The 23,800-nt window shown below is 72.8% G+C and carries 26 protein-coding genes; 15 read left to right on the top strand and 11 right to left on the bottom strand.

The features are described from left to right. Window positions 1–4: 4 nt before the first annotated feature. Both ACZ63E_RS18160 and ACZ63E_RS18155 read right to left on the bottom strand, forming a co-directional pair. A complete protein-coding gene (locus ACZ63E_RS18160) occupies window positions 5–172 on the bottom strand; it encodes a hypothetical protein (RefSeq protein WP_465337174.1) in 168 nt (55 codons plus the stop codon). A 445-nt stretch (window positions 173–617) separates the two neighbouring features. Continuing rightward, window positions 618–1,814, bottom strand: a complete 1,197-nt coding sequence (locus ACZ63E_RS18155; protein WP_465337173.1) for a hypothetical protein — start codon at window positions 1,812–1,814, stop codon at window positions 618–620. A gap of 110 nt (window positions 1,815–1,924) precedes the next feature. Here ACZ63E_RS18155 and ACZ63E_RS18150 point away from each other — a divergent pair, with 110 nt between their 5' ends. Further along, the gene (locus tag ACZ63E_RS18150; RefSeq protein WP_465305808.1) at window positions 1,925–2,080 is read left to right on the top strand and encodes a hypothetical protein; all 156 of its coding nucleotides are present in this window, start codon (window positions 1,925–1,927) and stop codon (window positions 2,078–2,080) included. Here the strand turns inward: ACZ63E_RS18150 and ACZ63E_RS18145 are convergent. Beyond that, the gene (locus ACZ63E_RS18145) at window positions 2,044–2,997 is read right to left on the bottom strand and encodes a hypothetical protein (RefSeq protein ID WP_465337172.1); all 954 of its coding nucleotides are present in this window, start codon (window positions 2,995–2,997) and stop codon (window positions 2,044–2,046) included. The genes ACZ63E_RS18150 and ACZ63E_RS18145 overlap by 37 nt on opposite strands. A gap of 189 nt (window positions 2,998–3,186) precedes the next feature. Here ACZ63E_RS18145 and ACZ63E_RS18140 point away from each other — a divergent pair, with 189 nt between their 5' ends. Genes ACZ63E_RS18140 through ACZ63E_RS18120 form a run of 5 tightly spaced genes read left to right on the top strand, consistent with a single transcriptional unit; the run spans window position 3,187 to window position 6,805 of the window. After that, window positions 3,187–3,435, top strand: coding sequence for a PLD nuclease N-terminal domain-containing protein (locus ACZ63E_RS18140; RefSeq protein ID WP_465337171.1), 249 nt, complete (start codon window positions 3,187–3,189; stop codon window positions 3,433–3,435). Next, window positions 3,432–4,334 (top strand): ABC transporter ATP-binding protein, encoded by a 903-nt coding sequence (locus tag ACZ63E_RS18135; RefSeq protein WP_465337170.1) that lies wholly within the window; start codon window positions 3,432–3,434, stop codon window positions 4,332–4,334. The genes ACZ63E_RS18140 and ACZ63E_RS18135 overlap by 4 nt, the downstream gene beginning before the upstream one ends. After that, the gene (locus tag ACZ63E_RS18130; protein ID WP_465337169.1) at window positions 4,331–5,014 is read left to right on the top strand and encodes a hypothetical protein; all 684 of its coding nucleotides are present in this window, start codon (window positions 4,331–4,333) and stop codon (window positions 5,012–5,014) included. Before ACZ63E_RS18135 ends, ACZ63E_RS18130 begins: the two co-directional genes overlap by 4 nt. 25 nt (window positions 5,015–5,039) lie before the next feature. Next, window positions 5,040–6,164, top strand: coding sequence for a sensor histidine kinase (locus ACZ63E_RS18125; protein WP_465337167.1), 1,125 nt, complete (start codon window positions 5,040–5,042; stop codon window positions 6,162–6,164). Beyond that, window positions 6,161–6,805, top strand: a complete 645-nt coding sequence (locus ACZ63E_RS18120) for a response regulator (protein ID WP_465337165.1) — start codon at window positions 6,161–6,163, stop codon at window positions 6,803–6,805. The genes ACZ63E_RS18125 and ACZ63E_RS18120 overlap by 4 nt, the downstream gene beginning before the upstream one ends. 3 nt (window positions 6,806–6,808) lie before the next feature. On the opposite strand, the gene ACZ63E_RS18115 is transcribed toward ACZ63E_RS18120, so the two are convergent. Genes ACZ63E_RS18115 through ACZ63E_RS18095 form a run of 5 tightly spaced genes read right to left on the bottom strand, consistent with a single transcriptional unit; the run spans window position 6,809 to window position 9,068 of the window. Then, a complete protein-coding gene (locus ACZ63E_RS18115; protein ID WP_465337473.1) occupies window positions 6,809–7,366 on the bottom strand; it encodes a PadR family transcriptional regulator in 558 nt (185 codons plus the stop codon). Between the two features lie 6 nt (window positions 7,367–7,372). Continuing rightward, complete coding sequence (locus tag ACZ63E_RS18110; RefSeq protein WP_465337164.1) at window positions 7,373–7,762, bottom strand: nuclear transport factor 2 family protein; 390 nt, start codon at window positions 7,760–7,762, stop codon at window positions 7,373–7,375. 17 nt (window positions 7,763–7,779) lie between these two features. Beyond that, window positions 7,780–8,103: an OsmC family protein gene (locus ACZ63E_RS18105; protein ID WP_465337163.1), complete on the bottom strand. Its 324-nt coding sequence runs from the start codon at window positions 8,101–8,103 to the stop codon at window positions 7,780–7,782. 28 nt (window positions 8,104–8,131) lie between these two features. After that, window positions 8,132–8,884, bottom strand: a complete 753-nt coding sequence (locus ACZ63E_RS18100; protein WP_465337162.1) for an SDR family oxidoreductase — start codon at window positions 8,882–8,884, stop codon at window positions 8,132–8,134. 55 nt (window positions 8,885–8,939) lie between these two features. Continuing rightward, complete coding sequence (locus ACZ63E_RS18095) at window positions 8,940–9,068, bottom strand: hypothetical protein (protein WP_465337161.1); 129 nt, start codon at window positions 9,066–9,068, stop codon at window positions 8,940–8,942. A gap of 491 nt (window positions 9,069–9,559) precedes the next feature. Here ACZ63E_RS18095 and ACZ63E_RS18090 point away from each other — a divergent pair, with 491 nt between their 5' ends. Then, on the top strand, window positions 9,560–10,423 hold the full coding sequence (locus tag ACZ63E_RS18090; RefSeq protein WP_465337159.1) for an RNA polymerase sigma-70 factor: 864 nt from the start codon (window positions 9,560–9,562) through the stop codon (window positions 10,421–10,423). A gap of 4 nt (window positions 10,424–10,427) precedes the next feature. Here ACZ63E_RS18090 and fadD8 read toward each other — a convergent pair whose 3' ends face one another. Beyond that, window positions 10,428–12,023: a fatty-acid--CoA ligase FadD8 gene (gene fadD8 / locus ACZ63E_RS18085; RefSeq protein WP_465337158.1), complete on the bottom strand. Its 1,596-nt coding sequence runs from the start codon at window positions 12,021–12,023 to the stop codon at window positions 10,428–10,430. A gap of 372 nt (window positions 12,024–12,395) precedes the next feature. Here fadD8 and ACZ63E_RS18080 point away from each other — a divergent pair, with 372 nt between their 5' ends. After that, the gene (locus ACZ63E_RS18080; RefSeq protein ID WP_465337157.1) at window positions 12,396–13,640 is read left to right on the top strand and encodes an RNA polymerase sigma factor; all 1,245 of its coding nucleotides are present in this window, start codon (window positions 12,396–12,398) and stop codon (window positions 13,638–13,640) included. A 28-nt stretch (window positions 13,641–13,668) separates the two neighbouring features. On the opposite strand, the gene ACZ63E_RS18075 is transcribed toward ACZ63E_RS18080, so the two are convergent. After that, complete coding sequence (locus ACZ63E_RS18075; protein WP_465337156.1) at window positions 13,669–15,309, bottom strand: PQQ-dependent sugar dehydrogenase; 1,641 nt, start codon at window positions 15,307–15,309, stop codon at window positions 13,669–13,671. 108 nt (window positions 15,310–15,417) lie between these two features. Here ACZ63E_RS18075 and ACZ63E_RS18070 point away from each other — a divergent pair, with 108 nt between their 5' ends. The 4 genes from ACZ63E_RS18070 to ACZ63E_RS18055 all read left to right on the top strand — a co-directional run bounded on the left by ACZ63E_RS18070 (window position 15,418) and on the right by ACZ63E_RS18055 (window position 19,951). Then, the gene (locus tag ACZ63E_RS18070) at window positions 15,418–15,939 is read left to right on the top strand and encodes a PadR family transcriptional regulator (protein WP_465337155.1); all 522 of its coding nucleotides are present in this window, start codon (window positions 15,418–15,420) and stop codon (window positions 15,937–15,939) included. After that, window positions 15,936–16,616, top strand: coding sequence for an ABC transporter ATP-binding protein (locus ACZ63E_RS18065; protein WP_465337154.1), 681 nt, complete (start codon window positions 15,936–15,938; stop codon window positions 16,614–16,616). The genes ACZ63E_RS18070 and ACZ63E_RS18065 overlap by 4 nt, the downstream gene beginning before the upstream one ends. Before the next feature lie 256 nt (window positions 16,617–16,872). Beyond that, a complete protein-coding gene (locus ACZ63E_RS18060) occupies window positions 16,873–19,098 on the top strand; it encodes an FtsX-like permease family protein (RefSeq protein ID WP_465337153.1) in 2,226 nt (741 codons plus the stop codon). A 22-nt stretch (window positions 19,099–19,120) separates the two neighbouring features. Next, window positions 19,121–19,951, top strand: coding sequence for a TIGR03621 family F420-dependent LLM class oxidoreductase (locus ACZ63E_RS18055; RefSeq protein WP_465337152.1), 831 nt, complete (start codon window positions 19,121–19,123; stop codon window positions 19,949–19,951). Window positions 19,952–19,955: 4 nt separating this feature from the next. Here the strand turns inward: ACZ63E_RS18055 and ACZ63E_RS18050 are convergent, their stop codons facing one another. Then, window positions 19,956–20,804: an alpha/beta hydrolase fold domain-containing protein gene (locus ACZ63E_RS18050; protein ID WP_465337150.1), complete on the bottom strand. Its 849-nt coding sequence runs from the start codon at window positions 20,802–20,804 to the stop codon at window positions 19,956–19,958. A gap of 218 nt (window positions 20,805–21,022) precedes the next feature. Between ACZ63E_RS18050 and ACZ63E_RS18045 the strand changes: the two genes are divergently transcribed. The 3 genes from ACZ63E_RS18045 to ACZ63E_RS18035 are packed head-to-tail and all read left to right on the top strand — an operon-like array spanning window position 21,023 to window position 23,792. Continuing rightward, window positions 21,023–22,027: a LacI family DNA-binding transcriptional regulator gene (locus tag ACZ63E_RS18045; protein WP_465337149.1), complete on the top strand. Its 1,005-nt coding sequence runs from the start codon at window positions 21,023–21,025 to the stop codon at window positions 22,025–22,027. After that, window positions 22,024–22,965 carry a carbohydrate ABC transporter permease gene (locus ACZ63E_RS18040; RefSeq protein WP_465337148.1) on the top strand — a complete coding sequence of 314 codons (942 nt, stop codon included), beginning with the start codon at window positions 22,024–22,026 and terminating at the stop codon, window positions 22,963–22,965. Before ACZ63E_RS18045 ends, ACZ63E_RS18040 begins: the two co-directional genes overlap by 4 nt. Beyond that, the gene (locus tag ACZ63E_RS18035; RefSeq protein ID WP_465337147.1) at window positions 22,965–23,792 is read left to right on the top strand and encodes a carbohydrate ABC transporter permease; all 828 of its coding nucleotides are present in this window, start codon (window positions 22,965–22,967) and stop codon (window positions 23,790–23,792) included. Before ACZ63E_RS18040 ends, ACZ63E_RS18035 begins: the two co-directional genes overlap by 1 nt. The last annotated feature ends 8 nt before the right edge of the window (window positions 23,793–23,800 follow it).

Raw genomic sequence — 23,800 nt, 5'->3', positions numbered from 1 at the left:
TGGCTCAGCCGGCCAGGCCGACGTGCGCGAACGCCAGCACGGCGCCGGGGCCGACCAGCAGGCAGAGCCCGAGCCCGCCGAGCAGCGGCTCGTCGTCCCGGAGCATCTTCACGAACAGGCCGACGGCCACCAAGACGACGGCGGTCAGCAGGGTCAACACGACAACGGACATGGGTCCCGTCCTTCGGGCAGTAGTGAGCGCGACACCGCGGAAAGCGGTGCCGGGTAAGGGATCAGCTCACTGAGGACGGTGGTGCCCGGGCCGGGTGCGACGTCGGGACCGCGTCGGCCGGGAGGTGGAGATCGGCCGAGTCGACGCGGAAGACCGGGGAAGCCGGGCCGAAGCCCGGGGCGGTCGGGAGGACGGCCCACGGGACCGGCGTGGGCACGGCCGAGACGCGCAAAGGCGCGCCGCGGCCGGAGATGAGGTCGTGCGCGGGCGGGGCGGTGATCGCCGCCCGGCTGTCGGGCGCGGGTGTTCCCGCGTCGAGCGCGGGGGCGGCGCCGCCGAAGAGCAGGAGGACCGCGAGCAGCAGACCGAGGCGGGCACGCGGTGCCCGCCTCGGTGCTGGGTGCTGTCCGGTTCGTCCGATGTGGTCAGGCTACCGGCCGGGGGCTCAGCCGCCGCCGTAGGTGGCCTGGGTCACCGCGAAGACGTTGCGGTTGCCCGCGCCCTCCTGCAGCGACCACAGCAGGTCGGCGCTGGTGTCGTCCTCCCAGTAGGAGAGGCTTTCGCCGCTGCTCACCCACGGGAACGTCGACGAGCCGGCCGACGGCGTCCAGTAGTACAGCTGCTTCTGGCCGGACGAGTTGAACCACCAGCGCCCGTTGTGCGACGCCACGCCGTTGAGCTTGTACCAGGGCAGCTGCAACGCCTGGCTCGCCGTCGTCGTGGCGGCGAAGGTCCCGGACGAGGCGAACGGGTAGCGGATCGCCCGCGGCGCGCGGTTCGGGTAGTCGGTGCAGCCGGACGGGCAGGTGTACTCCGTCATGACGATCGACTTGCTCACCCGGTCGAGCGAGATCGACGACCACGCGAGGTTCGTGCCCGACGTCGTCGCCGAGGTGACCGTGCCGACCTGCGGCAGGACGTAGGCGTAGTTGTGCGCGTAGTACGTGCTGCCGGTCGCGTGCCCGATCTGGTCGGCCGTGCCGCCGGAGTCCGTCTTGAGGATCTTGCGCATGTCGAACACGCGCATGCCCCGCCCGGTGTCGGCGACGTAGAGGTAGTCGCCGTACCAGGACACCCCGCCGGCGTGGATCGGGATGTCCTTGAAGTCCGGCGCCGCCGCCGTGCCGGTCGGCTCGACCAGCAGCACCTTGCGGTACTTGTTCGGGTAGGTGGCGTCCCAGTCGGCCAGGGTGATCCGGCTGCGGGCCTGGCCGCCGTCGCAGCCGTCCTTGGTGTACCAGCTGACCAGCACGAGCTGGTGCCCGTCGTAGTTGCCGCTGTTCGCGGTGCCGACCGCGTCCCGGCTGGTCGTGATGCCCTGCGGGTAGTTCGCGCAGTCGGTGTTGTCGCCCGAGTCGAACCGGAACCCGGTCGAGAGCCCGGCGACCGAGAACGACGACGGCAGGGCCGTGCGGTCGTGGTTCGCGTTGTCCATCACGGTGTGGACGGCGGCGGTGCCGAGCGTCGAGACGAGCGCCGAGTTGACGGCGTCGAACTGGTGGTAGTTGGCGTTCAGCGTGTACTGCGTGGCCGGCAGGGTCGCCGGTCCGGCCGCGGCCTGGGCGGCCGCCGGAGCGGCGAGCAGGCCCGCGAGCACCCCGGCGGCGAGTGCCGCCTGGGCCCATCGGTGGCGCGATGTCATGAGACCCCCAAGTAGTCCGATGTGGTGAGAGCGTTCCACGTCGTCTCACATTGAGACCGGTGTGGTCCGGGCGGTGTGCTGTGATCACATCCGTCGGGAAGGAGACGCTGATGGCCGACGACGCCGAGCCCGGGCCGCCGGGTGACGAGCACCGGGTGTGCCTCGAGCGCGCCTGCCGCACCCTGGTGCTCGCCGGGTGGCAGGTCGACCTCGACGGGGACGACCGCGCTCACCAGCCGGACGGGACGTACGCCCAGCCCAGGTAGTCGGAGCGCTGCGCGTAGGTGCTGGTCTGGTACACCGACGGGCCGGTGCTGATCGCCACGCCGCCGCCGAGCGCGAGCATGATGTGCCCGTTGCTGGTCGTGCTGGTGAAGAACACCGCGGCGCCGGCGGGCGCGACCGAACCGGTGTGGATGCGGCCGTTGCTCTTCTGCCACTGGTAGTGCGTGGTGGCGCTGGCGAACCGGCCGCTGGTGCCGAAGGCGCGTTCGACGAACAGCTCGCACTGGTTGTTCCAGTCTGTGTGGCCGAGGCGGGCCTTGGCGAACGCGATCGCGCTGTCGGCGCGCGGGTCCGCGGGGTTGGCCGAGCCGCCCGGCTTGAGGCCGTCGGTGTCGCAGTGCGGGACACCGCTCACGAAACCCTCGGTCCCGGTCTTGACGAACTCGTCCGGCACCCACAGGTCGTCCGCGGTGAAGTCCCAGATTTCGTCCTTCGCGGTGGCCTGGCAGACCACCGGCACCGAGGCGCCGGTCAGGTACTTGTTGGCCACGCTGCCGGCCGCGTCCGCCGCGTCGCCCTTCTTCGCGCGGCCGTTGAGGTCCGCCTTCGCCGGGTACGCGTGCGGCGTGGTGCACTGCGGCGCGACCATCGACGTCGAGCCGGTCTTGACGTAGGCGTCCGGGATCCACAGGCCGTCGGTGGTCAGGTCCCAGATGCTGCTGCCGCCGTAGGCCGGGCCGCTGTCCTGGCAGGCGAGGGTGACCGAAGTGCCGGACTGGTACATGTTCGCGATGCGCTGCGCGCCCACCGCGACGTCCGGGTCCTTGACGGTGCGACCGTCCACTGTGGTCGTGACCGGGTAGGTCGAGGCGGCCTGCGCCGCGGGCGCGGCGGCCAGCCCGGTGACCGCGACGGCCAGGCCGACCGTGGCCACCGCCGCCTTGAGTGTGGTTTTCACGTTTCCTCCATCGGGATGTCGGGAGGGATCGTGGGCGGCTGCCGTACAAGAGCCGTACAACAGTCGCGGGCGCCCTAGTACTTTCCGCCTATCCCGGCGTCGCCGAAGATCCGATGTGCGCGCCCGCGGAACCGGCGATCGTGGTGTCAGGAGCCCGCACCCGGCGGGCCGCAGCCCCGGAGGAGACCCATGCACCCGGCCGCCCTGATCCAAGGCCACGAGGAGACCTGGTCGTGGCTCGTGCTCGGCCTGACCGGCGCCGTCGTGCTGGCCTTCGTCGTGCTGTTCCTGGCCGCGCTCGTCAGCATCCTCGGCTCCCGGCTCACCGGCGGCATGAAGCTCGTCTGGGTGATCTTCGCCTTCTGCGCGCCGTTCCTGGGCAGCCTGCTGTGGTTCGTGGTCGGCCGGCGCGACGCCTACGCCCCGGTGCGCCGATGATCGTCGCGGAAGGGCTCACCAAGACCTACCGCGGCGGCGGCGGTGTCGACGACCTGTCGTTCACCGTGCGGCCCGGCGTGGTGACCGGTTTTCTCGGGCCGAACGGCGCCGGCAAGTCGACGACCATCCGGCTGATGCTCGGCCTGACCCGCGGCGGCGGGCACACCACTTTCGGCGGTCGCCCCTACGCGCGGGTGCCCGGTCCACTGCGGACGGTCGGCGTGCTCACCGACGCCGCGGCGGTGCACCCGGCGCGGACGGCCGCGGCGCACCTGCGGATGGTCGCCGCGGGCGGCGGCCTGCCGGCGCGGCGCGTGCGCGAGGTCCTCGCGACCGTCGGCCTGGAGTCCGTGGCCCGCCGGCCCGCGGGCCGGTTCAGCCTCGGCATGAAGCAGCGGCTCGGCCTGGCCACGGCGCTGCTCGGCGACCCGGAGTACCTGATCCTCGACGAGCCGGCCACCGGGCTCGACCCCGAGGGTGTGCGCTGGATCCGCGACCTGCTGCGCCGGCTCGCGGGGGAGGGACGCACGATCCTCGCGTCGTCACACCTGCTCGCCGAGATGTCGCTGCTGGCCGAAGACCTCATCGTCATCGGCGCCGGCCGGCTTGTCTCGGCCGGGCCGCTGCCCGAGTTCGTCCGCCGGCACGCCCGCGCCGACGTCGTCGTCCGCGCCGACCGGCCGAGCGTGCTGCTAGTCGCCCTGGCGCGCGACGGGCTGCGCGTCCGGCAGGAAGCCGCCGAGCTCGTCGTCGAGACCGCCGACACCGGCCGGGTGGCGGCGATCGCCGGCCGGGAAGGCGTTGATGTGCGGGAGCTGTTCGTCCGGCAGAGCGGGCTGGAGGACGCCTTCCTCGCCGCCACCTCCGCCGCCGTCGAACACCGGGGGGAGGCGTCGTGAAGAACGCGCTGGCCTACGAATGGGCCCGGGTCCGGTCGCTGCGCTCGACGTGGCTGCTGCTGGTCGGCGCCGGGGTGCTGCAGTTCGCGTCCGGCCTGTACTGGGGCCTCAAGCGCGACCTCGGGGACCTCGACGCGTTCACCTCGGCGTTCGGGCTGGTCGACCGGCTGGGCGCGCTGCTGGTCGCGGCGGTCGGCGTCGCCGCGTTCGGGCTCGACCACCAGCACGGCACGCTCGCGACGACCCGGCTGGTGCTGCGCTCACCGGCGCGGATCGTCACCGCGCGGGCCCTGGTCACCGCCGGGCTCGGGCTGCTCGCCGGCCTGCTGATGGTGGTGCTGACCGCCGCCGGGGTGCTGACCGGCGGGGGAGCCCTGCCCGCCGACGCGGGGGCGGCGGGCAGGGCGGCCGGCGCGGTGCTGGCGCTGACCGTCCTTTCCGGACTCGCCGGCGTGGCGCTCGGCGGGCTGCTGCGGCACACCGGGCTCGCCGTCGGCCTGTTCGCGGTGTGGGCGTTCGTCGTGGAGACGACCTTGGCGGCGCTGGCCCGCGTGCCGGTGACCGCGCTGCCGTTCAGCGGCACGGCGCTGGCCGCGGCCACCGGGACCGCGGTGTACGCGGCGCTGGTCGTGGTGGCCCTGGGCGCGACGGCGTTCACCCTGGCACGTCGTGCCGGCTGAGCGGGCGCGCTCTACCCTGGTCGCGATGAAGCGGTGGCTGAGCTGGTGGGACGGCCGGGTCGTGCTGCTCGCGCTCGACGTCGCGGTGGCCGCGGCCGTGATCGTGGTGAGCCTGGCCGGCGGCGACCCGCGCGACCCGCACCCGGCGCTGTACGTGCCCGCGGTGGTCGTCTCCGGCCTCGCCTTGCTGGCCCGCCGCCGGTACCCGTTCGTGGTGCTGGTCGTCGCGGTCGCCTGCCTGCCGGCCGGGGTGACGCTGCTGCCGATGACGGTGGCCGTGTACTCGGTCGCGGCCCGGCACGGCGTCGGGGTGCGGACCGGTGTCGCCGTCGTCGCCGCCGCGGTCGCCGGAAAGCTCTTCCGGGTCTTCACCGAGGCGGTGAACCTCACGACGTTCGCGCTCGCGCTGGTCATGTTCGTACTCGGGCCGGTGCTGGCCGGGCTGTGGATGCACCAGCGCGCCGCGCTGCTGGCCGTGCTGCGCGAGCGGGCCGACGAGGCCGAGCGCACCCGGACGCTGCTGGCCGACCAGGCCGTGTTCGCCGAACGGCGGCGGATCGCGCGGGAGATGCACGACGTCGTCGCCCACCGCGTCACGGCCGTCGCGCTGCAGGCGGGCGCGCTTTCGCTGCGGGCTCCGGACGAGAAGACCGAGCAGGCCGCCGAGACGATCCGCGCCACCAGCGCGACCGCGCTGGACGAGCTGCGGGGCATCCTGCGGGTGCTGCGCGACGACGCTCCCGCCGGCGAGGCGAACCCGGGGGTGCTGGCCTCGCTGGAGGACCTGGTGGACGAGGTCACCGCGACCGGGGCCCGGGTCGAGCTGGCGCTGCCGGACCCGCTGCCGGTGGTGCCGGACCAGGTCGGCCGGGCCGTCTACCGGGTGGTGCAGGAGTCCCTGACCAACGCGGGCAAACACGCGCCGCACGCGGCCGTCGACGTCCGGCTGGCCGTCACCGGCGACCGGCTGGCGGTGGAGGTCACCAACCGGCTGACCCCGCACGGCAGCGCCGTCCCGGGGTCGGGCTACGGGCTGGTGGGGATGCGCGAACGGGTGGAGCTGGCGGGCGGCGAGCTGCGAACCGGCCCGACCGGCGACGGCCGGTTCCGGGTGGCGGCCGGGTTCCCGGTGGGCGAGGAGGCGGAGTGACGGTCAAGGTCGTGCTGCTGGAGGACGAGGAGCTGGTCCGCAGCGGCATCCGGATGATCCTGGAGTCGGCCGACGACGTCGAGGTCGTCGCCGAGGACACCGACGGTTCGCGGGCGGTGGAGCTGACCGACCGCTACCGGCCGGACGTCGTGCTCACCGACGTCCAGATGCCGAAGGTCGACGGCATCGAGGTGGTCCGCCGCCTGGCCGGGCACCCGGCGGCCCCGGCGGTGGTGGTCCTGACGACGTTCGACGTCGACGAGTACGTCTACGCGGCGCTGCGGCACGGCGCGGCCGGGTTCCTGCTCAAGGACACCCCGCCCCGCGAGCTCGTCACGGCGGTCCGGGTCGCGGCCCGCGGCGAGGCGATGCTGTCCCCGAAGATCACGAAGCGGCTGCTGACGGACTTCGCCTCCGGGGGCGGGACCTCCCGGGCGCAGGCGAGGCTGGCGGTGCTGACCCCGCGCGAGCACGACGTGGCCGTCCACATCGGACGCGGGCTGAGCAACGCGGAGATCGCCAGGGCCCTGGTGGTGAGCGAGTCGACGGTGAAGGTCCACATCGGACACATCATGGCGAAGCTGGAGGCCGCGAACCGGACCCAGGTGGCGATCGCCGTCCACGACGCCGGACTGAGCTGAGGCCTACCGCGCCGCGCGGCGGTCCAGGATCTTCGCCGACTGCTCGCACCACCGCAGGTTCTCCCGCTCGAACGACAGCCCGCGCATCAACGTCAGGTACGGCCCGATCCGCTCGGCCTCGGCGAGGTAGTCCTCCTCGAAGCGGCCGTCGAGGAGCCGGGAGCGCAGGCGCTCGTAGCGGGCGATCTTGTCCTTCGCACGGGTCATCCGCTCCTCGAGGGCGCGCCGCACCGCCGGCTCGTCACCCGCGTCGAGCGCCTGGACCTGCACCATCAGCTCGTCGCGGATCACGCCGGGCCGGGGCGGTCGCGAGGTGAACTCGTGCAGGGCGTGGTGGCCCGCCTCGGTCAGGGCGAACAGCCGTTTGTCCGGCCGCCGCTCCTGGTGGACGAGGCGGGCGCGCACCAGGCCGTCGGACGCCATGCGGTCGAGCTCGCGGTAGAGCTGCTGCGGGGTCGCGGCCCAGAAGTTCGCCACCGAGGCGTCGAAGCCCTTCGCCAGGTCGTAGCCCGACGCCTCGCCCTCGAGCAGCGCCGCCATCAGCGCGTGCCGGAGTGCCATACTCACCTAGTTGAGTGCTTCGCGCTGGATCTGGTCGAACTGCGCGGCCATCGCCTCCGACAACGCCTGGGCGGCCGAGAGCGGGCGGACCATCACCGTGAACTCGTCGATCAGGCCGTTGTCGTCCAGGTGCAGGAAGTCGCAGCCTTCGACCCGCACGTCGCCGATCCGGGCCTCGAAGACGAGCGCGTGGTCACGGCCGTCACCGCCGGTCAGCTCACGCACGTAACGGAAGTCTTCGAACACCCGCAGGACGCCCCGCAGGATCGCGGCGGTGATCGCCTTCCCCGGGTACGGCCGGAAGGCCACCGGGCTCCGGAACACCACGTTGTCCGCCAGCGCCGCGGCCATGGCGTCGGGATCACGGGCCTCGACGGCCTTGCGGAAGCTGCTCATACCCACACCTCGCATAGTCAACTAGTTGAGTAGCTGCCTGGAGCATACGACTGGTCCCCGCCGGCCACCAGCCTGGTGTGGGGACAGCGGGTCTTCGCCCGCTCGACCAGGTGCGGCGCCACGCCGGTCACGGCGGCCGGGTCGACGCCGGCCTCACGCGCGAGCACGCTCACCGTGCCGTGCAGCGAGGCGGCGTACCCGGCCGCGAACAGCTGCTCCGGGTTCGTGCCGTCGCCGGTGCCGCCGAGGGCGGGCGGAAGCCGCAGCTCGACGCGCAGCCCGGCGTCGGCGGAACGCGCACGACCGGACACCCGGCCGTGCGCGAGCGGGCCGCCGGCCACCGTGACGGTGGTGGTGTACAGGGCGGGGTCAGGACCGGGAATCGTGGGCCAGCCACTCGGCGAGCGTGGTCTCCGCGAGGCGCGCGTCCGGGCCGGGCAGCAAGTCCTCCGGTCCCGGGACCGCGCCGAAGTACGGCGCCGCCGGGTCGGTGACGACCTCCCGCGCGTCGGAGCGGGCCGACAGCACCCGGCGCACCCACTCGTCGAGGCCGAGCACCTCGGGGCCCGCGACCTCGGTGACCCCGCCGACCGGGCTCCCGGCGACGGCCCGGCCCACGGCGGCGGCGACGTCGGCGGCCGCCATCGGCTGCACCCCGGCGCCCGGCAGGTGCACCTTGCCGTCGGTCGTCGACCCGTCGGCGATCCCGCCGGCGAACTCGAAGAACTGGGTCGCGCGCACGATCGAGAACGGCAGGCCCGACTCCGTGATCAGCTCTTCCTGCGCGACCTTCGCACGGAAGTACCCGACGGCCGGCTGCCGGTCGGTGCCCACCACCGACAGCGCGACGTAGTGCCCGGCACCCGCTTCCCGGGCGGCTTCGGTGAGGTTCCCGGTCGACGTGTGGAAGAAGGCCATGACGTCGTCGTCGGCGAACGACGGCGAGTTCGACACGTCGACGACGACGTCCGCGCCCTGCAGCACCTCCTTCAGCCCTTCGCCGGTCAGGGTGTTCACCCCGGTGCTGGGGGCGGCGGGCACCGCCTCGTGGCCGTGCTCGGCCAGCCGTGTGACCAGGTTCCTGCCGATCAGACCGGTTCCGCCGATGACGACGACCTTCATGTCCGTTCCCTCCGCTTGGCGCGCTCCCGGTGGGCCCGGGACGGCTGCGCACCCCCTACGACAAGGCCGCGTCCGCGTTCGTGACGAAGTTCCGCACCTTCACCGGGTTGAGCACCACCCACAGCTCGGTGCTCACCCGGTCGGCGGCCCGCCACAGGACGATCGCGCCGACCTCGCCGGCCACCTGCACCACCAGGCCGGTGCCGCCGTGCGCACCTTCCCGCCACCGTCGAGCCAGGCGGTGACACCGTCCGCCAGCAGCAAACCCAGCGCCGTCACCGATCCGCGTTCGCACGCGGCGCGCACCCGGCTCGCGAACTCGTCGGACGGCGGCGGATCGGCCATGCTCGGCGCTCCTTTCGGCTCGCCCTTTCGACAAGGCAGCCCGCCCGGGTGTGACGCAGGTCGTGTCACAGCCGCGGGACACGTCTTGTCCGAGTGGTCGAGCCGACCTTCAGGGAGGAATCGACTTGCCCGACACGGAAGCCGCGTCGGCCGTGATGATGGTCCACGGGCCCGGCCAGCCGATGCCGGCGCCGCGACCGGCGGGCACCGCGCGGGGTTCGCCCCAACGGCTGATCACGGGCTCGCCTGCCCCGGGAACCGGACGGTGGCGAGTACGCTGCCGTCCGGTCACCCCATCCGAAACCCCGCCCCCGAAAGGAATCCGCGCGCATGGAGGACCTCGACGACGCGGCCGCCGTCTTTGCCGGGGTGCGGCCGCGGCTGTTCGGGATCGCCTACCGGATGCTGGGCAGCGCCGCCGACGCGGAGGACCTCCTGCAGGAGGTGTGGGTGCGCTGGCAGCTGTGCGACCGGTCCGTCGTGACCAACCCCGGCGCCTACCTCGCGACGACGGCCACCCGGCTGGCGATCAACGCGACCAGGACCGCTTACGCACGGCACGAAACCTACGTCGGCCCGTGGCTGCCGGAGCCCGTCGACACCTCGGCCGATCCCCAGCTCGGCGCCGAACGAGGCGCCGCGCTCGAGCTCGCTGTGCTGCTCCTGCTGGAAAAGCTGACCCCGACCGAGCGCGCCGCCTACGTGCTGCGCGCGGCCTTCGACTACCCGTACCGCCAGATCGCCGAGATCGTGCAGACGACCGAAGTCGCCGCGCGCCAGCTGGTCAGCCGCGCGCGCAAGCACCTCGCGGCGGAACGGCGTGCGCCGGCCGCGCCGCCCGAGCAGCGGCGGCTGCTGACCGCGTTCGTCGCCGCGGCCCAGGCCGGCGACCTGCCCGCCCTGGAACGGTTGTTCGCCGCTGACGTGGTCAGCTACTCCGACGGCGGCGGCGTCGCCCGCGCGTCGCGCATCCCGGTCCGCGGCGCGACCACCGTCGCGAAGTACGTCCGCGCGTTCGCCGACCGCTTCTGGACCGGCGTGGAGGTGACCCCCACCCACGTGAACGGCGCGCACGCGATGCGCCTCACCCGCGACGGCGAGGTCTTCGCCGTGGTCACGATCACCGCGTCCACCGAAGGCATCGACCAGGTCCTCTGGATGATGAACCCCGGCAAGCTCACCGCGGCCGTATAACGCCCTACACGGCCGCGCTCCGGGGCTGGTACTGGGCGCGCAGGGCCTTCTTGTCCGGCTTGCCCAGCCCGGTCATCGGCAGGGACGCGGCGACGATCACCTGCTTGGGCACGTGCACCGGACCCTTGCGCTCCCGGACCGACGCCTGGATCTCGCCCGTCAGCTTCTCGATCGCGGCCTCGCCGGAGTCGGCGTCCGAGCGCAGGACCACCACCGCCGTCACGGCTTCGCCCCACTTGTCGTCGGGTGTGCCGATCACACCGACCTGCGCGATCGCGGGGTGCTCGGCGACGACGTCCTCGACTTCGCGGGGGAAGACGTTGAACCCGCCGGTGACGATCATGTCCTTGACGCGGTCGACGATGAACCAGAAGCCGTCCTCGTCCTCGCGGGCGACGTCGCCGGTGTGCAGCCAGCCGTCGCGGAACGTCTCCGCGGTGATCTCGGGCAGGTTCCAGTAGCCGCCGGCGAGCAGCGGCCCGGCCACGCAGATTTCCCCGGGTTCGCCCGGGGCGACCGGGTTGCCGTCGGCGTCGAGCAATGCCGTGCGCAGGAAGGCCGACGGCCGGCCGCACGAGGCCAGGCGCGCGTCGTCGTGGTCGCCCTTGGCGAGGTAGCTGATCGCCATCGGGGCTTCGGACTGGCCGTAGTACTGCGCGAAGATCGGCCCGAACCGGTCGATCGCCTCGCGCAGCCGCACCGGGTTGATCGACGCGGCCCCGTAGTAGACCGTCTGCAGCGAGGACAGGTCGCGGGTGCGCGAGTCGGGGTGGTCCATCAGCGCGTAGAGCATGGTCGGCACGAGCATCGTCGCGGTGATCCGCTGCTCTTCGATGATGCGCAGCACGCCGGCGGGGTCGAACTTCGGCACCACGACCAGCGAGCCGCCCTTGAGCAGCGTCGGCGCGAAGAACGCCGCGCCGGCGTGCGACAGCGGGGTGCAGATGAGGAACTTCGGCGCCTCGGGCCACTCCCATTCGGCGAGCTGGATCTGGGTCATGGTCGCCATCGCCTGCGCGGTGCCCATGACCCCCTTCGGCTTGCCGGTCGTCCCGCCGGTGTAGGTGATCGAGACGACCTGGTCCGGCGGCAGGTCGGCGGGCGCCAGCGGGCCCGGCTCGAACTCCGCGGCGGCCGCGGTCAGGTCCGCGCCGACGTGGGCCAGCTCGTCGGGCACCGGCCCGATGGTGAGCACCTTCGTCAGGCCGGGCACCTTCTCGAGCAGGCCGAGCGCCCGGTCGACGAACGCGGGCACCGGGTCGATGATGAGCGTCGTGATCCCGGCGTCGCCGAGGATGTAGGCGTGGTCGTCGAGCGAGCCGAGCGGGTGCAGCGCCGTCCGGCGGGAGCCCTGCAGCTGGCCCGCGGCGATGATCAGCAGGACCTCGGGGCGGTTCAGCGACAGCAGCGCCACCGCCGCGCCGGTGCCGGCCCCGAGCGTCTCGAAGGCCTGGGCGTACTGGCTGACCTGTTCGGCGGTCCGGCCCCCGGTCATCGTGGTCTCGCCCAGCACCATCACCGGGGCGTCCCGGTGGCGTTTCAGAGCGGAGACGACCAGGTGGCCGAGGTGGTTCGGATACCGCATCGGCTGCTCGTCCATCCCGGTTCCCTCCACGGCACAAACTAGAACACGTTACTGTTTTCGACACTGTACCCGCCCCGCGCAAGACTTGTCCGCGCCGCGGGCCGGTGGAACGGGTTCCTGTGCCGGAAACGCCCGCTGGGCCCGGCCGCCGGCCTGGGGGGAGTAAATTCGAAGCCGGGTGTCACTTCGAAATCCGGTGGCGGGTGGCGGAAAAGAAGCGAGCCACGCGTCCGGTTGCCGCCTCGGCGACGGTTTCGGTGACCCGGCGTCGCCGTGGCCGACCGCGGCGCACGTTCTCGGCGGGCTCCGAACCTTGCGTCCGGCCACCCGTTACGCCACCATGCACGATGTTCTGCACGTGCAAGCGCACGGGCGAGGGGATGTGTGGTGACCGACCTGGCGCCGGCGATGACCGGTTCGAGCGACGCGGCTTTGATCGAAGCCGTGCGCGGCGGAGACATTGCCGCGTATGGGGATCTGTACGACCGGCACTACGTCGCCGCGCGGCGGGTGGCGGCCGCGATCGCGGACAGTGAGGCCGAGCGGGACGACCTGGTCGCCGAAGGATTCACCCGCGTACTGCGGATTCTGCGTTCCGGCGAGGGGCCGGACGAGGATTTCCGCCCCTATCTCCTCACCACCATCCGGAACACCATGATCAGCTGGCGCCGGCGCGACTCCGCCGTGTCCGTGGTCGCCGAGGTGCCGGACGTCCTGCCGGGCGAAGGCAGTGACGACCGCGTGGGCAGCCGGATGCACGCCTCCGTCGCGGCGAACGCGTTCGCGAGCCTGCCCGAACGCTGGCGCGCCGTGCTGTGGCGGACCGAGATCGAAGGCGAGTCGCCCGCCCGGATCGCCGAAGACTTCGGGATGACGCCGAACAGTGTCGCCGCGCTGGCCTACCGCGCCCGGGAAGGGCTGCGCCAGGCCTATCTCGACCAGCACGTCCCGGTCGCCCGCCGGCGCACCTGCCGGGACGTCTCCGGCCAGCTGGCGCGGTGGGTGCGGGACGGGATCGGTGACCACAAGGCGAACCGGATCACCACGCACCTCGCACGCTGCGCGGAGTGCCGCGAGCTGGCCGGCGGCCTGCGGCAGCTGAACGAAGAGCTGCCGGCCGCCGTCGCGCCGCTCATCCTCGGCGTCCCGCTCGTGACGCAAGTGTTGTCCGCCACCGGATCCCTGGCTTCCTCCGGCGCAACGAGCGCGTCCGCCCTCTCGTGGGTCACCGCGGCGAAGGTGGCCGCCGCCGGCGCGGCACTGGCGACGACGGTGACCATCGGCGCGAGCACCGCCGTCGTGGCGCCGCCCCCGGCTCCCGGCGGCGAAACCACGACGGTGCAACCGGTTCCGACCTGGCCGGGCGGCGCGGTGCCGGCCGACGGGGGCCCGCGCGACACGTCGTCGGCGCAGCTCACGTCGGCGCCGCCCACCTCGCCCGACGAGACGGCCGCCGCCGCGGAGTCGGAGTCCGCGACGGAGACCGGTGCGGCTACGAACGACAAGCAGGCGGCGAAGGAGTCGAAGCAGGCCGCGAAAGAGTCGAAACAAGCGGCGAAAGAGTCGAGGAAGGCCGAAAAGCAGGCGTCCAAGTCGGCGAAACCCGAGAAGACGAAGAACCCGGAGGGATGACCCGGCCCCGCGGGGCCGGGTCATCCGCTCAGCAGGGCTGCAGCAGCCAGCAGAGCCGGTACTTCGCCTGATACGTCGCACCCGCCGGCGGCGCGACGACGTTCTGCGCCCGCGCCCCGCCGTGCGCCCAGCTCGTGTAGGCGTACTTCAGGTTGAGCGGCGGCAGGTTCTGCGGGCTGTCCGCGCTGATCGAGTTCGCCGACCCGGCGATCACCGTCCGGGAGAACGGTGTGCGCTGCTGGGTCCCGCCGACGGTGAGCAGCGCCTGGTCCGGGTTCGACGTGAAGTTCAGCGTCACCGTCTTCGGCTGCAGGTCGACGGTCTTCGAGCCGGTCCGGCCCGTCGAGTCCGTCGCCGTCAGGGTCAGCTGCAGGTACGACGGGTACTCGTGGTCCGGCGTGACGAACGAACCCGAAGCCACCCCGGGGAAGTCCTGGACGTTGTGGGTGTGGCAGGTGCCGTTGGCCGCGCAGTGCCGGATCGCGAGCCGCCACGACAACGCCGACGGCGGCAGGGTGCCGTCCTGGGCGTCGATCGCGCGGCCGGCGAAGGGCACGGTCTGTCCGACCGACCAGGTCAGCGTGGCGGTGGGGGAGTCGATGACCGGCACCGGGTCGAGGCCCGCCGGGTTCCCGACGGTGACCCGGACCGTCGTGGTCGCCGTCGCGCCGTGGGAGTCGGTCACGCGCAGCCCGGCGTCGACCGCCGCCGCGGCCGTGTAGGTCCAGGTGGGCTGCGGGGCCGTCGAATCGTCGTACGCGCCGTCGGCGTCGAGGTCCCACGCGTAGGTCAGCACGTCACCGGCGTCCGGATCGGTGGAGCCGGTGCCGTCGAACCGGACGGCCAGCGGCGCCGGCCCGCTGGACGGGGTGGCGGTGGCCGCCGCGACCGGCGGGCGGTTGGTGCCGCCGGGGTAGCTCACCCGGCGCAGCTCACCACTGCCCAGTGCGACGTAGAAGACGTCGCCGCCCGGCCCGGTGAGCACCTGCACGGGCGCGTTGACGCCGGTCACGAACGGCACGATCCGGCTCGGGCTCGGCTGGCCGTTCGCCGTCTGCATCGCCCAGATGCAGCCACGCGAGGAGTCGGCGAAGAACAGTGCGCCGGCGTAGGCGGCCGGGTAGTTGCTGCCCGCCTCGAAGGTGATCCCGCTGATCGAGGAGCCGCCGGTGGGACACGGGTCGCTCGCGACGACCTTGGCGTTGTGGTTGTAGGCGTAGTACGGCGCGCTCTGCCCGCCGGCCGAGTACAGGGACTCGCACCGGTCGAGGTTCGCGCCGTCGTAACCGGCTTGCCGGGCGGTGCCTTCGAAACACGGCCAGCCGAAGTTCTCCGCCACCGCGTCTCCCGCGTCGGCGACCCGGTTGATCTCTTCCCAGGTGTTCCGGCCGACGTCACCGGCCCACAGCTCGCCGGTGCCCGGCCGGAACCCGAACCGGAACTGGTTGCGCGAGCCGTAGGCGATGACCCGCCGGGCGTTCGCGTCGGCGCTGCTCGCGAAGGGGTTGCCGGGCAGGCCTTCGCCGGTGTCGACGAAGCCGGTGGGCACGGCGGCGGCGGTCGGCGCGACGGCCACCGCGAGGGCGCCGGCCAGCGGCAGCACGACGGCCGCCGCCAGGGCGCGCCGGGATCTTCGGGCTCTTCGGGATCTTCGGGACGAGGAACGCATGACGAACTCCTGAACGCCGGAACCCGAAAATGTGCACGAAACGCGCAAAAGATCACTATGAACGGGGTGTATAAACTCCGGCTATACACACCGTGTAGAGTCGTGGGCATGTCGATCGGACTCACGCTGCTCGGCCTGCTGGAGAACGGCCCCCGGCACGGCTACGACCTGAAACGCGCCTATGACGACCGGTTCGGGCACGACCGCCAGGTGCACTACGGGCAGGTCTATTCGACGCTGGCCCGGCTCCTGAAGCAGGGCCTGGTGGAGGCCGACGGCGTCGAGGTGGACGGCGGCCCCGAGCGCAAGCGCTACGCGATCACCGACGCCGGGGTCGCCGACGTCGGCAGCTGGCTGGCTACCCCGGAGAAGCCCGACGCGTACCTGCACAACACGCTGTACACGAAGGTGGTGCTGGCGCTGCTGTCCGGGCGGCCCGCGGCCGAGGTCCTCGACGTCCAGCGCGCGGCCCACCTCGACGCCATGCGCGAGCTGACCCGCCGCAAGACCGCGGGTGACCTGGTCGACCAGTTGATCTGCGACCACGCGCTGTTCCACCTGGAGGCCGACCTCCGCTGGCTGGAGCTGACGGCGGCCCGGCTCGACCAGCTGGCGAAGGAGATCGCGTGAGCGAGGTCCTGCTGGAGGCGCTGGACGTCCGGAAGGCGTACGGCCCCACGGACGCACTGGGCGGCGCGAGCCTGCGGGTGCGCGCGGGGGAGATCGTGGCCCTGATGGGGCCGTCGGGGGCGGGCAAGTCCACGCTCCTGCACTGCCTGGCGGGCATCGTCCGGCCCGACGCCGGCACGGTCCGCTACCAGGGTGCGGACCTGGCGGAGATGACCGACCGCGGGCGATCGGCGTTGCGCCGCACGGAGTTCGGGTTCGTCTTCCAGTTCGGCCAGCTGGTCCCGGAGCTGACGTGCCTGGAGAACGTGGCGCTGCCGCTGCGCCTGAACGGCGACCGCGCCCGGACGGCCACACCGCGAGCGCGGGCGATGCTGGCGGAGCTGGATTTGGCGGAGGTGGCGGGAAAGCGGCCGGGTGAGGTGTCCGGCGGCCAGGGCCAGCGGGTGGCGGTGGCCCGAGCCCTGGTGACGAACCCCCGGGTGGTGTTCGCTGACGAGCCGACGGGCGCTTTGGACTCTCTCAACGGTGAGCAGGTGATGCAGCTGCTGACGGCGGCAGCCCGCGAGCGCGACACGGCGGTGGTCTTGGTGACTCATGAGGCCCGGGTGGCGGCGTATTCGGACCGTGAAGTGGTGGTCCGCGACGGCCGGACTCGAGAGTTGGAGATGACCCGATGATCCGGTGGGGGAGGAGCGGTCTGCGGCTCGGTCGCGAGGTGGCGTTGGTGGGCGCGGCCGGCGGGCGCGAGGGCCGGAGGTTTGGCGCGATCCGGCGTGGGCCAGGTGAGTCGCGGCTTGGCGGATGGGTGGCGTTGGCGTGCGGGGCAGGCGGCCGGAAGCTCGGCGTGGCCCGGCGTTTCGCGGCCGCCCTGCGGCTCGGCGACTGCGCGAGCTTGGCATGCACCTCCGGTGCTCCGACTCCCGAGGTGGCCCGATGATCCGCCGCTGGGCAGCCGACCTTCTCCTCGGCGTCCGCCTCGCCCTCGGCGGGGGAGGCGCCCGGACCGCCCTCCTGCGCCTCAGCTTGACCGCGGTCGGTGTGGGGCTCGGTGTTGCCGTTCTCCTCGCCGCCACCTCCCTTCCGCACATGCTCGCCGCCCGAGGCGATCGTGGCGCCGCGCGGATGCCGATCGCCGAAGCCGTCGGTGGCGTTGATCCGGTCTTCGCCGTCCAGCGGGACGACGAGTTCCGCGGTCGCGGCCTGGAGGGATACCTCGTGCAGCCGACCGGCCCGCACCCGCCCACCGCCCCCGGTGTCGAGCGGCTGCCCGGGCCCGGGGAAGCCGTTCTCTCTCCCGCGCTCGTCGCTCTTCTCGCCTCGCCGGACGGTGAGCTGCTGCGGCCGCGCTTCCCGCACCGCGTCATCGGCACCATCGGCGACGCCGGGCTCACCGGCCCGAACGAGCTCTACTTCTACCTCGGCTCCGACACCGTGGCCGGGCAGCCGGAGGCCGCCGCCGTGAGTCGGTTCGGTGGGGAGCCCTTCCGGCGGGGTTTCGACGCCATCGAGCTGCTGCTCGTCGTCGTGGGCGCGACCACCTGTCTCGTTCCGGTCTTCGTCTTCGTCGTCACGAGCACCCGGCTGGCCGCGGCCTCCCGGGACCGGCGGCTCGCCGCACTCCGGCTGGTCGGCGCCGATCGTGGCCAGGTGCGCCGGATCGCCGCCGGGGAAGCGCTTCTCGGGTCCTTCGCCGGCCTCGTGGTCGGCGGGGCGCTGTTCCTGCTCGTCCGGCTGCTCGTCCCGAAGATCACCGTGTCCGCCTTCCGTGGCGGGATCTTCGGCGCCGACGTCGTGCCCGACTGGCGGCTCGGCGTCCCGGTCCTGCTGCTCCTACCCCTGCTCGCCTCCGCCGCGGCGGTCTTCGCGCTGCGGCGGGTGGTCATCGAGCCGCTGGGTGTCGTGCGGCGCGGCACCCGGCTGCGCCGGAAGTTCTGGTGGCGGTTGCTGCCCGCGGTCGCCGGCGGCGGGCTCATGGCCACCCGCGTGGGCAGCAGCGAGCCCGACGCCCTGGATCCCGCCGTCGTCGTCGGCGTGACCCTGGTCCTGTGCGCCGTCCCGGCGCTGCTGCCGTGGCTGGTCGAGCGGCTCGCGGGCCGCCTCCGCGGCGGCTCGCCGGCCTGGCTGCTGGCCGTCCGCCGGATCCAGCTGGACACCGCGACGGCCGCGCGGCTCGTGAGCGGGATCGCCGTGGTGCTCACCGGATCCATTGCCCTGCAAGGTGTTTACGCCCGCGCCGAAAGCGACCGGCCGCCGCCCACCACCGTCCGCGTCCTCGCGACCTTCCAGGCCACCACCGTCCCCGACGCCCAGGCCTTCACCGCCGCCCTCCACCGCCTGCCCGGGCTCGGCGACGTGCCGGTGCGGACCCGCGGCCTCGTCCGGACCGCGGCCGGGCAGCCGACTCCGGTCCTGGTCGGGACCTGCGCCGAACTGGGGCTCGCGGACTGCCACGACGGTGACGTCTTCGCCGCCGGGACACCCGCGGCCGGTGGCCACCGCCCGGCCCCGGGCGAGCAGGTCTCCTTCACCCGGTACTCGGACACTCCACAGTGGACCATTCCGGCGGACGGCTTCCACCTGGCGCCCGCCGACGGTCCGATGGAGCTCCTGGTGACCCCGGCGGCGCTCGCCACCGCAAAGGCCGTCGCGCTGTCGGCGTCGGCGACGATCGCCGCCGCGGACCCGGCGCTCGTGGAAGTCATCCGCAACACCGTGGGCTGGAACGGGAACGTCAGTTCGCTGGGCACCGAGCGGGACGGCACGTACGCGCTGATCACCCGCGTGCTGTCGGTGGGTTCGGTCCTGGTGCTGCTGCTCGCCGCGGGCAGCCTGCTGATCGCGGCGTTCGAACAGCTCCGGGAACGGCGGCGCAGCCTCGCCACGCTCCGGGCGAACGGCGTCGGCCACGGGGTGCTCGCCCGGTCCCTGGTCTGGCAGCTGGCGATCCCGGTCGCGGTGGCCGTCGTCGTCGCGGTGCTCGCCGGGCTCGGGCTCGACTGGCTGCTGCTCACCCTGGTGCTGCACCGCCCGATGGCCGTCGACGCGGGGATGATCGGCGTCCTTTCGGCGACCGCGGCCGCGGCGGTCCTGGCCGTCACGCTCGTGACGCTTCCGGCGCTGTGGCGGACGTCGAGCCTGGAGCACCTGCGCGAGGAGTGACGGAGTGTGCCAGCCTGGACCCATGAGTGACCGCCCGTTCCGCTTCGGTGTCAGCCTGTTCAACGTCGAGTCCCGGCAGGAGTGGCAAGACCGCGCGCGTGCGGTCGAGGACGCCGGGTTCGACGTGCTCCAGGTCGTCGACCACCTCGTCGGCTGCCCCGCGCCGTTCCCGGCCCTGGTGGCCGCGGCCATGGCGACAACACGGCTGCGGGTCGGCACCTACGTGCTCAACACCGGTGTCCTCAACCCCGGCTACCTGGCCCGGGACGTCGCCGACATCCACCGCCTCACCGACGGCCGTTTTGAACTGGGGCTGGGCGCGGGCTACATGGAAGCCGAATACGAGGCGGCGGGCGTGCCGTTCGGCACCGGCGCCGAACGGGTTCAACGCCTCGAACGGACCCTCGCCGGCACGCTGGCGCTGCTGGCCGAGCAGCCCGACAAGCCCATCCCGCCGATCATGGTCGGCGGCGCGGGCGACCGCGTGCTGCGGCTGGCCGGGCGCGAAGCCGACATCGTCAGCCTCCCGCCCGAGACGAGCGGGTCGGAGGAGCTGCTCGCCGAGCGCATCGAGGTGGTGCGGGAGGCCGCCGGCGACCGCGACGTCGAGCTCAACCTGCTCTTGGTCGCGGCGGCCCGGAACCGCGGCGAGCTCGCCCTCGGCCGGGTCCGCGGCGCGACCGGCGTGACGGACGATGAGCAGGCGACCCGGCTGCCCTGCGTCCTGCTCGGCTCGCCGGACGAGGCGGCGGATCGGCTGCGGCAGCTCCGGGACCGGTTCGGGATCAGCTACTTCAGCGTCTTCGAGCCGGACATGCCCTACCTCGCCGAGGTGATCGAGCAGCTGCGCTGACCTTTCAGCCGAGGTGGGCGCGGAGGAACGCGATCCCGTCGCCGGTGACCTGCTGCAGCTTCCGCTCGCCGTAGAAGTGGCCGGTGCCGTCGAGCCGGATCAGGTCGGCGTCCGCGCCGGCGCGCCAGTACGCCGCCACCAGCGCTTCGCTGTGGGCGATGGGGATCCCGACGTCGTCGGTGCCGTGCACCAGCAGCAGCGGCGCCGAGCCCGTCGACGCGTGGAAGAGCGGGCTCGCCGTCGCGCCGGGCCGCCAGTCGTGCGGGTCGTGGCCGCTGTTGTGCAGCGCGAACCCCTCCGGCGGCGGGGGGATGTGCGTGAAGTCGGTCGGCGCGCTCCACACGACCGCCGCGCCCACCGAGCTGGACGGGCCGGTGATGCCGAGGTCGCCGTCGAAATCGGGCTCGTCCGCCGTCACCGCGAGCATCGCGGACAGGTACCCGCCCGCCGAATGTCCCCAGGCCGCGACGCGCCTGGCGTCGAGCTCCAGCTCGTCCGCGTGGTGCCGCACCCACCGGACGGCGGCCTTCACGTCGTGGAGCTGCGCGGGAAAAGGGGCTTCGCGCCCGTGCCGGTACTGCGCCCGCGCGACGGCGAACCCGGCCGCCACGAGCCGGTCGGTCACCTGGTCGCCCAGCCGGCTGTGCTTGTGGGAGCCGGCCGCCGGCGCGCCGCCGTAGAGGAACACCACGACGGGACGGCCCTCGGCGGGCGCCTGCCCGGCCGGCACGACGAGGTCGAGCAGCAGGGGCCGGTAGCCGGCGAGGGGCGCCACGAGCGCGTCGCGATAGGACACTCGCGTCCCGGTCCGCTCGGCCCGGGGGAGGGTGAAGGGGGCACGGGAGGTGAGCACGCCACCACTATCGGCACCCGGGGTGGTGGGGGCGAGCCGTATCAGGATGCGGGAGGTCACGCGCGCCTTGGGCCTGACCGCTCCGGCGCGCACCGCGCGTGTTGACACGACCGCCGAACGGGTGTCAGTATCAGGATTAATCTGATTGGAAACGTTTCCAGTTCCGGCTTCCGAAGTTGGAAACGTTTCCAGAACGCACTCCCGAGGTTGAGGCGACGATGACGTCAACACGCGCCACGCTGCTGCAGGTGGCCGAGCGGGCCGGGGTCTCCCTGGCTTCGACCTCGCGCGCGCTGCACGGGACCGGCGCGAGCCCCGCGATGGTCGAGCGGGTCCGCGCCGCGGCTGCCGAGCTCGGCTACAGCGCGGACGCGATCGGCCGGTCGCTGCGGTTGAAGAAGACCTTCCAGGTCGCCTTCGGGGTTGCCGACATCGGCAACCCCGTCTACGTCGAGATGATGCGGGCCATCCACGAAGTCCTCGAGCCGCACGGCTACCGGGTCGTCGTGATGAGCACCGGCGACACCGCGACGTCGACGACCGAGCTGGTCCGCAGCCTCAACAGCGGGTTCGTCGACGGCATGATCGTCAGCCCGCTGCGCACCGACGACCGGCTGATCCGTGAGATCCAGCAGGCGCCGGTGCCGGTCGTGGTGATCGGGCGGGCGCTGGACGACCAGGGCATCAGCTCGGTCTCCACCGACTCGGCGGGCGGGATCGGCGAGGCGGTCCGGCACCTGCACTCGATCGGCCGTCGCCGGATCGGGTTCCTCAACGGCCCGGTCGACACCACGCCGGGCGCGTCCCGGCAGCGGGGTTTCGACGCCGTGGCGGCCGAAATCGCCGCCGAGCGCGTCGACAAGGAGACCGCCGCCGACTTCACCGTCACCGCGGGGCTCGAAGCGGCCCGGCGGCTGCTCGCCCGCGGCCGGCTGGACGCGCTCGTCGCGGCGAACGACCTGCTCGCCATCGCGGCCATCCGGGCGGTGCGCGAGCTCGGGTTGTCCGTGCCGGAAGACGTCGCGATCACCGGGATGGACGACACCGAGCTCGGCCGGGTCTTCCAGCCCAGCCTGACGAGTGTGTCCCTCGGCTCGACCGAACGCGGGCGCGCGGCGGCGCGGATCATGCTGCAGCTCGCCGACGACCCGGACCACGAGGCCCAGCAGGTCACCGTCGGCCCGGAGCTGATGGTGCGCGAGTCGACCGGAGGCGCCCGATGACCGCGACCCTGACGCGCCCGTCGCCCGCGCCGCCGCGGCGGAAGCCGGCCATGGCCCGCACCCGCCGCCGCGAGGCGATCGCGCTGGTGCTGCCGTCGCTGATCCCGATCCTCGTGCTGAGCGTCGCGCCGCTGGTCGTCGGGATTTTCCTGGCCTTCACCGACGCGCGCCTCGTGCGCCATCCCGACTACGGCTTCGCCGGGGTCGACAACTTCACCAAGCTCGCCGGCAACACCCTGTTCTGGGACTCGCTCCGGATCGGCATGATCTGGACCGTCGGCGTCACCCTGCTCCAGCTCGCCGCGGCGATGGGCCTGGCGCTGCTGCTCAACTCGGGGCTCAAACTGCAAGGCCTGACGCGGGTGCTCGCGCTCGTGCCGTGGGCGATGCCGCCGGTCGTCGTGGCGATCATGTGGCAGATGATCTACTCCGCCAACGGCGGCCCGCTCAACGCCTTCCTCGGCGGGGTCGGCCTCCCGGACGACGTCAACTGGCTCGGCGACTTCTCCACGGCGCTGCCCGCGGTGATCGTCGTCGGGGTCTGGGTCGGCATGCCGCAGACGACGGTGACGCTGCTGGCCGGCCTGCAGCAGATCCCGGCCGAGCTGCACGAAGCCGCGGCCGTCGACGGCGCGGGCGCGTGGCGGCGGTTCACCGCGGTCACCTGGCCGAGCCTGCGCCCGATCGTCACCTCGATCACCTCGCTGAACTTCATCTGGAATTTCAACTCGTTCTCGCTGGTCTACGTGCTCACCGCGGGCGGGCCGGGCGGCAAGACGATGGTCCCGGTGCTGTTCATCTACCTGGAAGCCTTCAAGAACCGGGAGATCGGCTACGCCGCCGCGATGGGGCTGGTCCTCGTGGTGGTGGTCGTGCTCATCCTCGCCGTCTACCTGCGGTCGCAGTTCCGCGACGACCGCGCCGGAAAGGGGCGCTGATGCGGGTCCTCGTCCGCCCGGCCCAGTACGCGGCCCTCGCGCTCTACATCCTCTTCCTCGGCTTTCCGTTGCTGTGGCTCATCTCCGCGTCGGTGAAGTCCTCGGGTGAGCTGAACTCGCTGACGGTCAGCCTCCTGCCGAGCGAATGGCACTGGGACAACTACACCGAGGCCTTCGAGAAGCAGGGCCTGGTCCGGTCCGCGGCCAACAGCCTGGTCGTCGCGCTCGCGTCGACCGCGCTGTCGGTCCTCATCGCCGTGCCCGCCGCCTACGTGCTCGCGCGGCTCAAGGGCCGGGTGCGCGCCGCCGGTGTCGGCTGGATCCTGGTCAGCCAGGTGTTCCCGGTGGTGCTGATCATCCTGCCGCTGTTCCTGATCCTGCGGACGCTCGGGCTGGCCGACAACCTGGCCGGGCTGACGCTGGTGCACACGACGTACATGCTGCCGTTCGCGCTCTGGATGCTGCAGGGGTACGTCGCGGCGATCCCGGTGGAGCTCGAGGAAGCGGGCGCGATGGACGGCGCGAGCCGGCTCACCGTGCTGCGCACGATCGTGTTCCCGCTGCTGGCGCCCGGGGTGGTCGCGACGGCGATGTTCAGCTTCGTCTCGTCGTGGAACGAGTTCTTCTTCGCCCTGGTGCTGCTGCAGTCGCCGGAGAACTACACCCTGCCCATCACGCTCAACATGTTCGTCGGCGGTGAGGGCAAGGTCGCCCTCGGCCCGCTCGCCGCGGGCGCCGTGCTCGCGGCCATCCCCAGCATCGTCTTCTTCAGCATCCTGCGGAGAAAGCTCACCAGCGGCCTGATGGCCGGGGCGGTGAAGGGATGACCCTCCTT

It is taken from the genome of Amycolatopsis sp. NPDC104819, assembly GCF_055583145.1.
This window is presented reverse-complemented; position numbering and strand designations above follow the sequence as displayed.

Coding starts and splice junctions, on each gene's coding strand:
- ACZ63E_RS18160 (WP_465337174.1), bottom strand. CDS start 172: ATGTCCGTTGTCGTGTTGACCCTGCTGACCGCCGTCGTCTTGGTGGCC.
- ACZ63E_RS18155 (WP_465337173.1), bottom strand. CDS start 1,814: ATGACATCGCGCCACCGATGGGCCCAGGCGGCACTCGCCGCCGGGGTG.
- ACZ63E_RS18150 (WP_465305808.1), top strand. CDS start 1,925: ATGGCCGACGACGCCGAGCCCGGGCCGCCGGGTGACGAGCACCGGGTG.
- ACZ63E_RS18140 (WP_465337171.1), top strand. CDS start 3,187: ATGCACCCGGCCGCCCTGATCCAAGGCCACGAGGAGACCTGGTCGTGG.
- ACZ63E_RS18135 (WP_465337170.1), top strand. CDS start 3,432: ATGATCGTCGCGGAAGGGCTCACCAAGACCTACCGCGGCGGCGGCGGT.
- ACZ63E_RS18125 (WP_465337167.1), top strand. CDS start 5,040: ATGAAGCGGTGGCTGAGCTGGTGGGACGGCCGGGTCGTGCTGCTCGCG.
- ACZ63E_RS18115 (WP_465337473.1), bottom strand. CDS start 7,366: ATGGCACTCCGGCACGCGCTGATGGCGGCGCTGCTCGAGGGCGAGGCG.
- ACZ63E_RS18110 (WP_465337164.1), bottom strand. CDS start 7,762: ATGAGCAGCTTCCGCAAGGCCGTCGAGGCCCGTGATCCCGACGCCATG.
- ACZ63E_RS18100 (WP_465337162.1), bottom strand. CDS start 8,884: ATGAAGGTCGTCGTCATCGGCGGAACCGGTCTGATCGGCAGGAACCTG.
- ACZ63E_RS18090 (WP_465337159.1), top strand. CDS start 9,560: ATGGAGGACCTCGACGACGCGGCCGCCGTCTTTGCCGGGGTGCGGCCG.
- fadD8 (WP_465337158.1), bottom strand. CDS start 12,023: ATGGACGAGCAGCCGATGCGGTATCCGAACCACCTCGGCCACCTGGTC.
- ACZ63E_RS18075 (WP_465337156.1), bottom strand. CDS start 15,309: ATGCGTTCCTCGTCCCGAAGATCCCGAAGAGCCCGAAGATCCCGGCGC.
- ACZ63E_RS18070 (WP_465337155.1), top strand. CDS start 15,418: ATGTCGATCGGACTCACGCTGCTCGGCCTGCTGGAGAACGGCCCCCGG.
- ACZ63E_RS18060 (WP_465337153.1), top strand. CDS start 16,873: ATGATCCGCCGCTGGGCAGCCGACCTTCTCCTCGGCGTCCGCCTCGCC.
- ACZ63E_RS18055 (WP_465337152.1), top strand. CDS start 19,121: ATGAGTGACCGCCCGTTCCGCTTCGGTGTCAGCCTGTTCAACGTCGAG.
- ACZ63E_RS18045 (WP_465337149.1), top strand. CDS start 21,023: ATGACGTCAACACGCGCCACGCTGCTGCAGGTGGCCGAGCGGGCCGGG.
- ACZ63E_RS18040 (WP_465337148.1), top strand. CDS start 22,024: ATGACCGCGACCCTGACGCGCCCGTCGCCCGCGCCGCCGCGGCGGAAG.
- ACZ63E_RS18035 (WP_465337147.1), top strand. CDS start 22,965: ATGCGGGTCCTCGTCCGCCCGGCCCAGTACGCGGCCCTCGCGCTCTAC.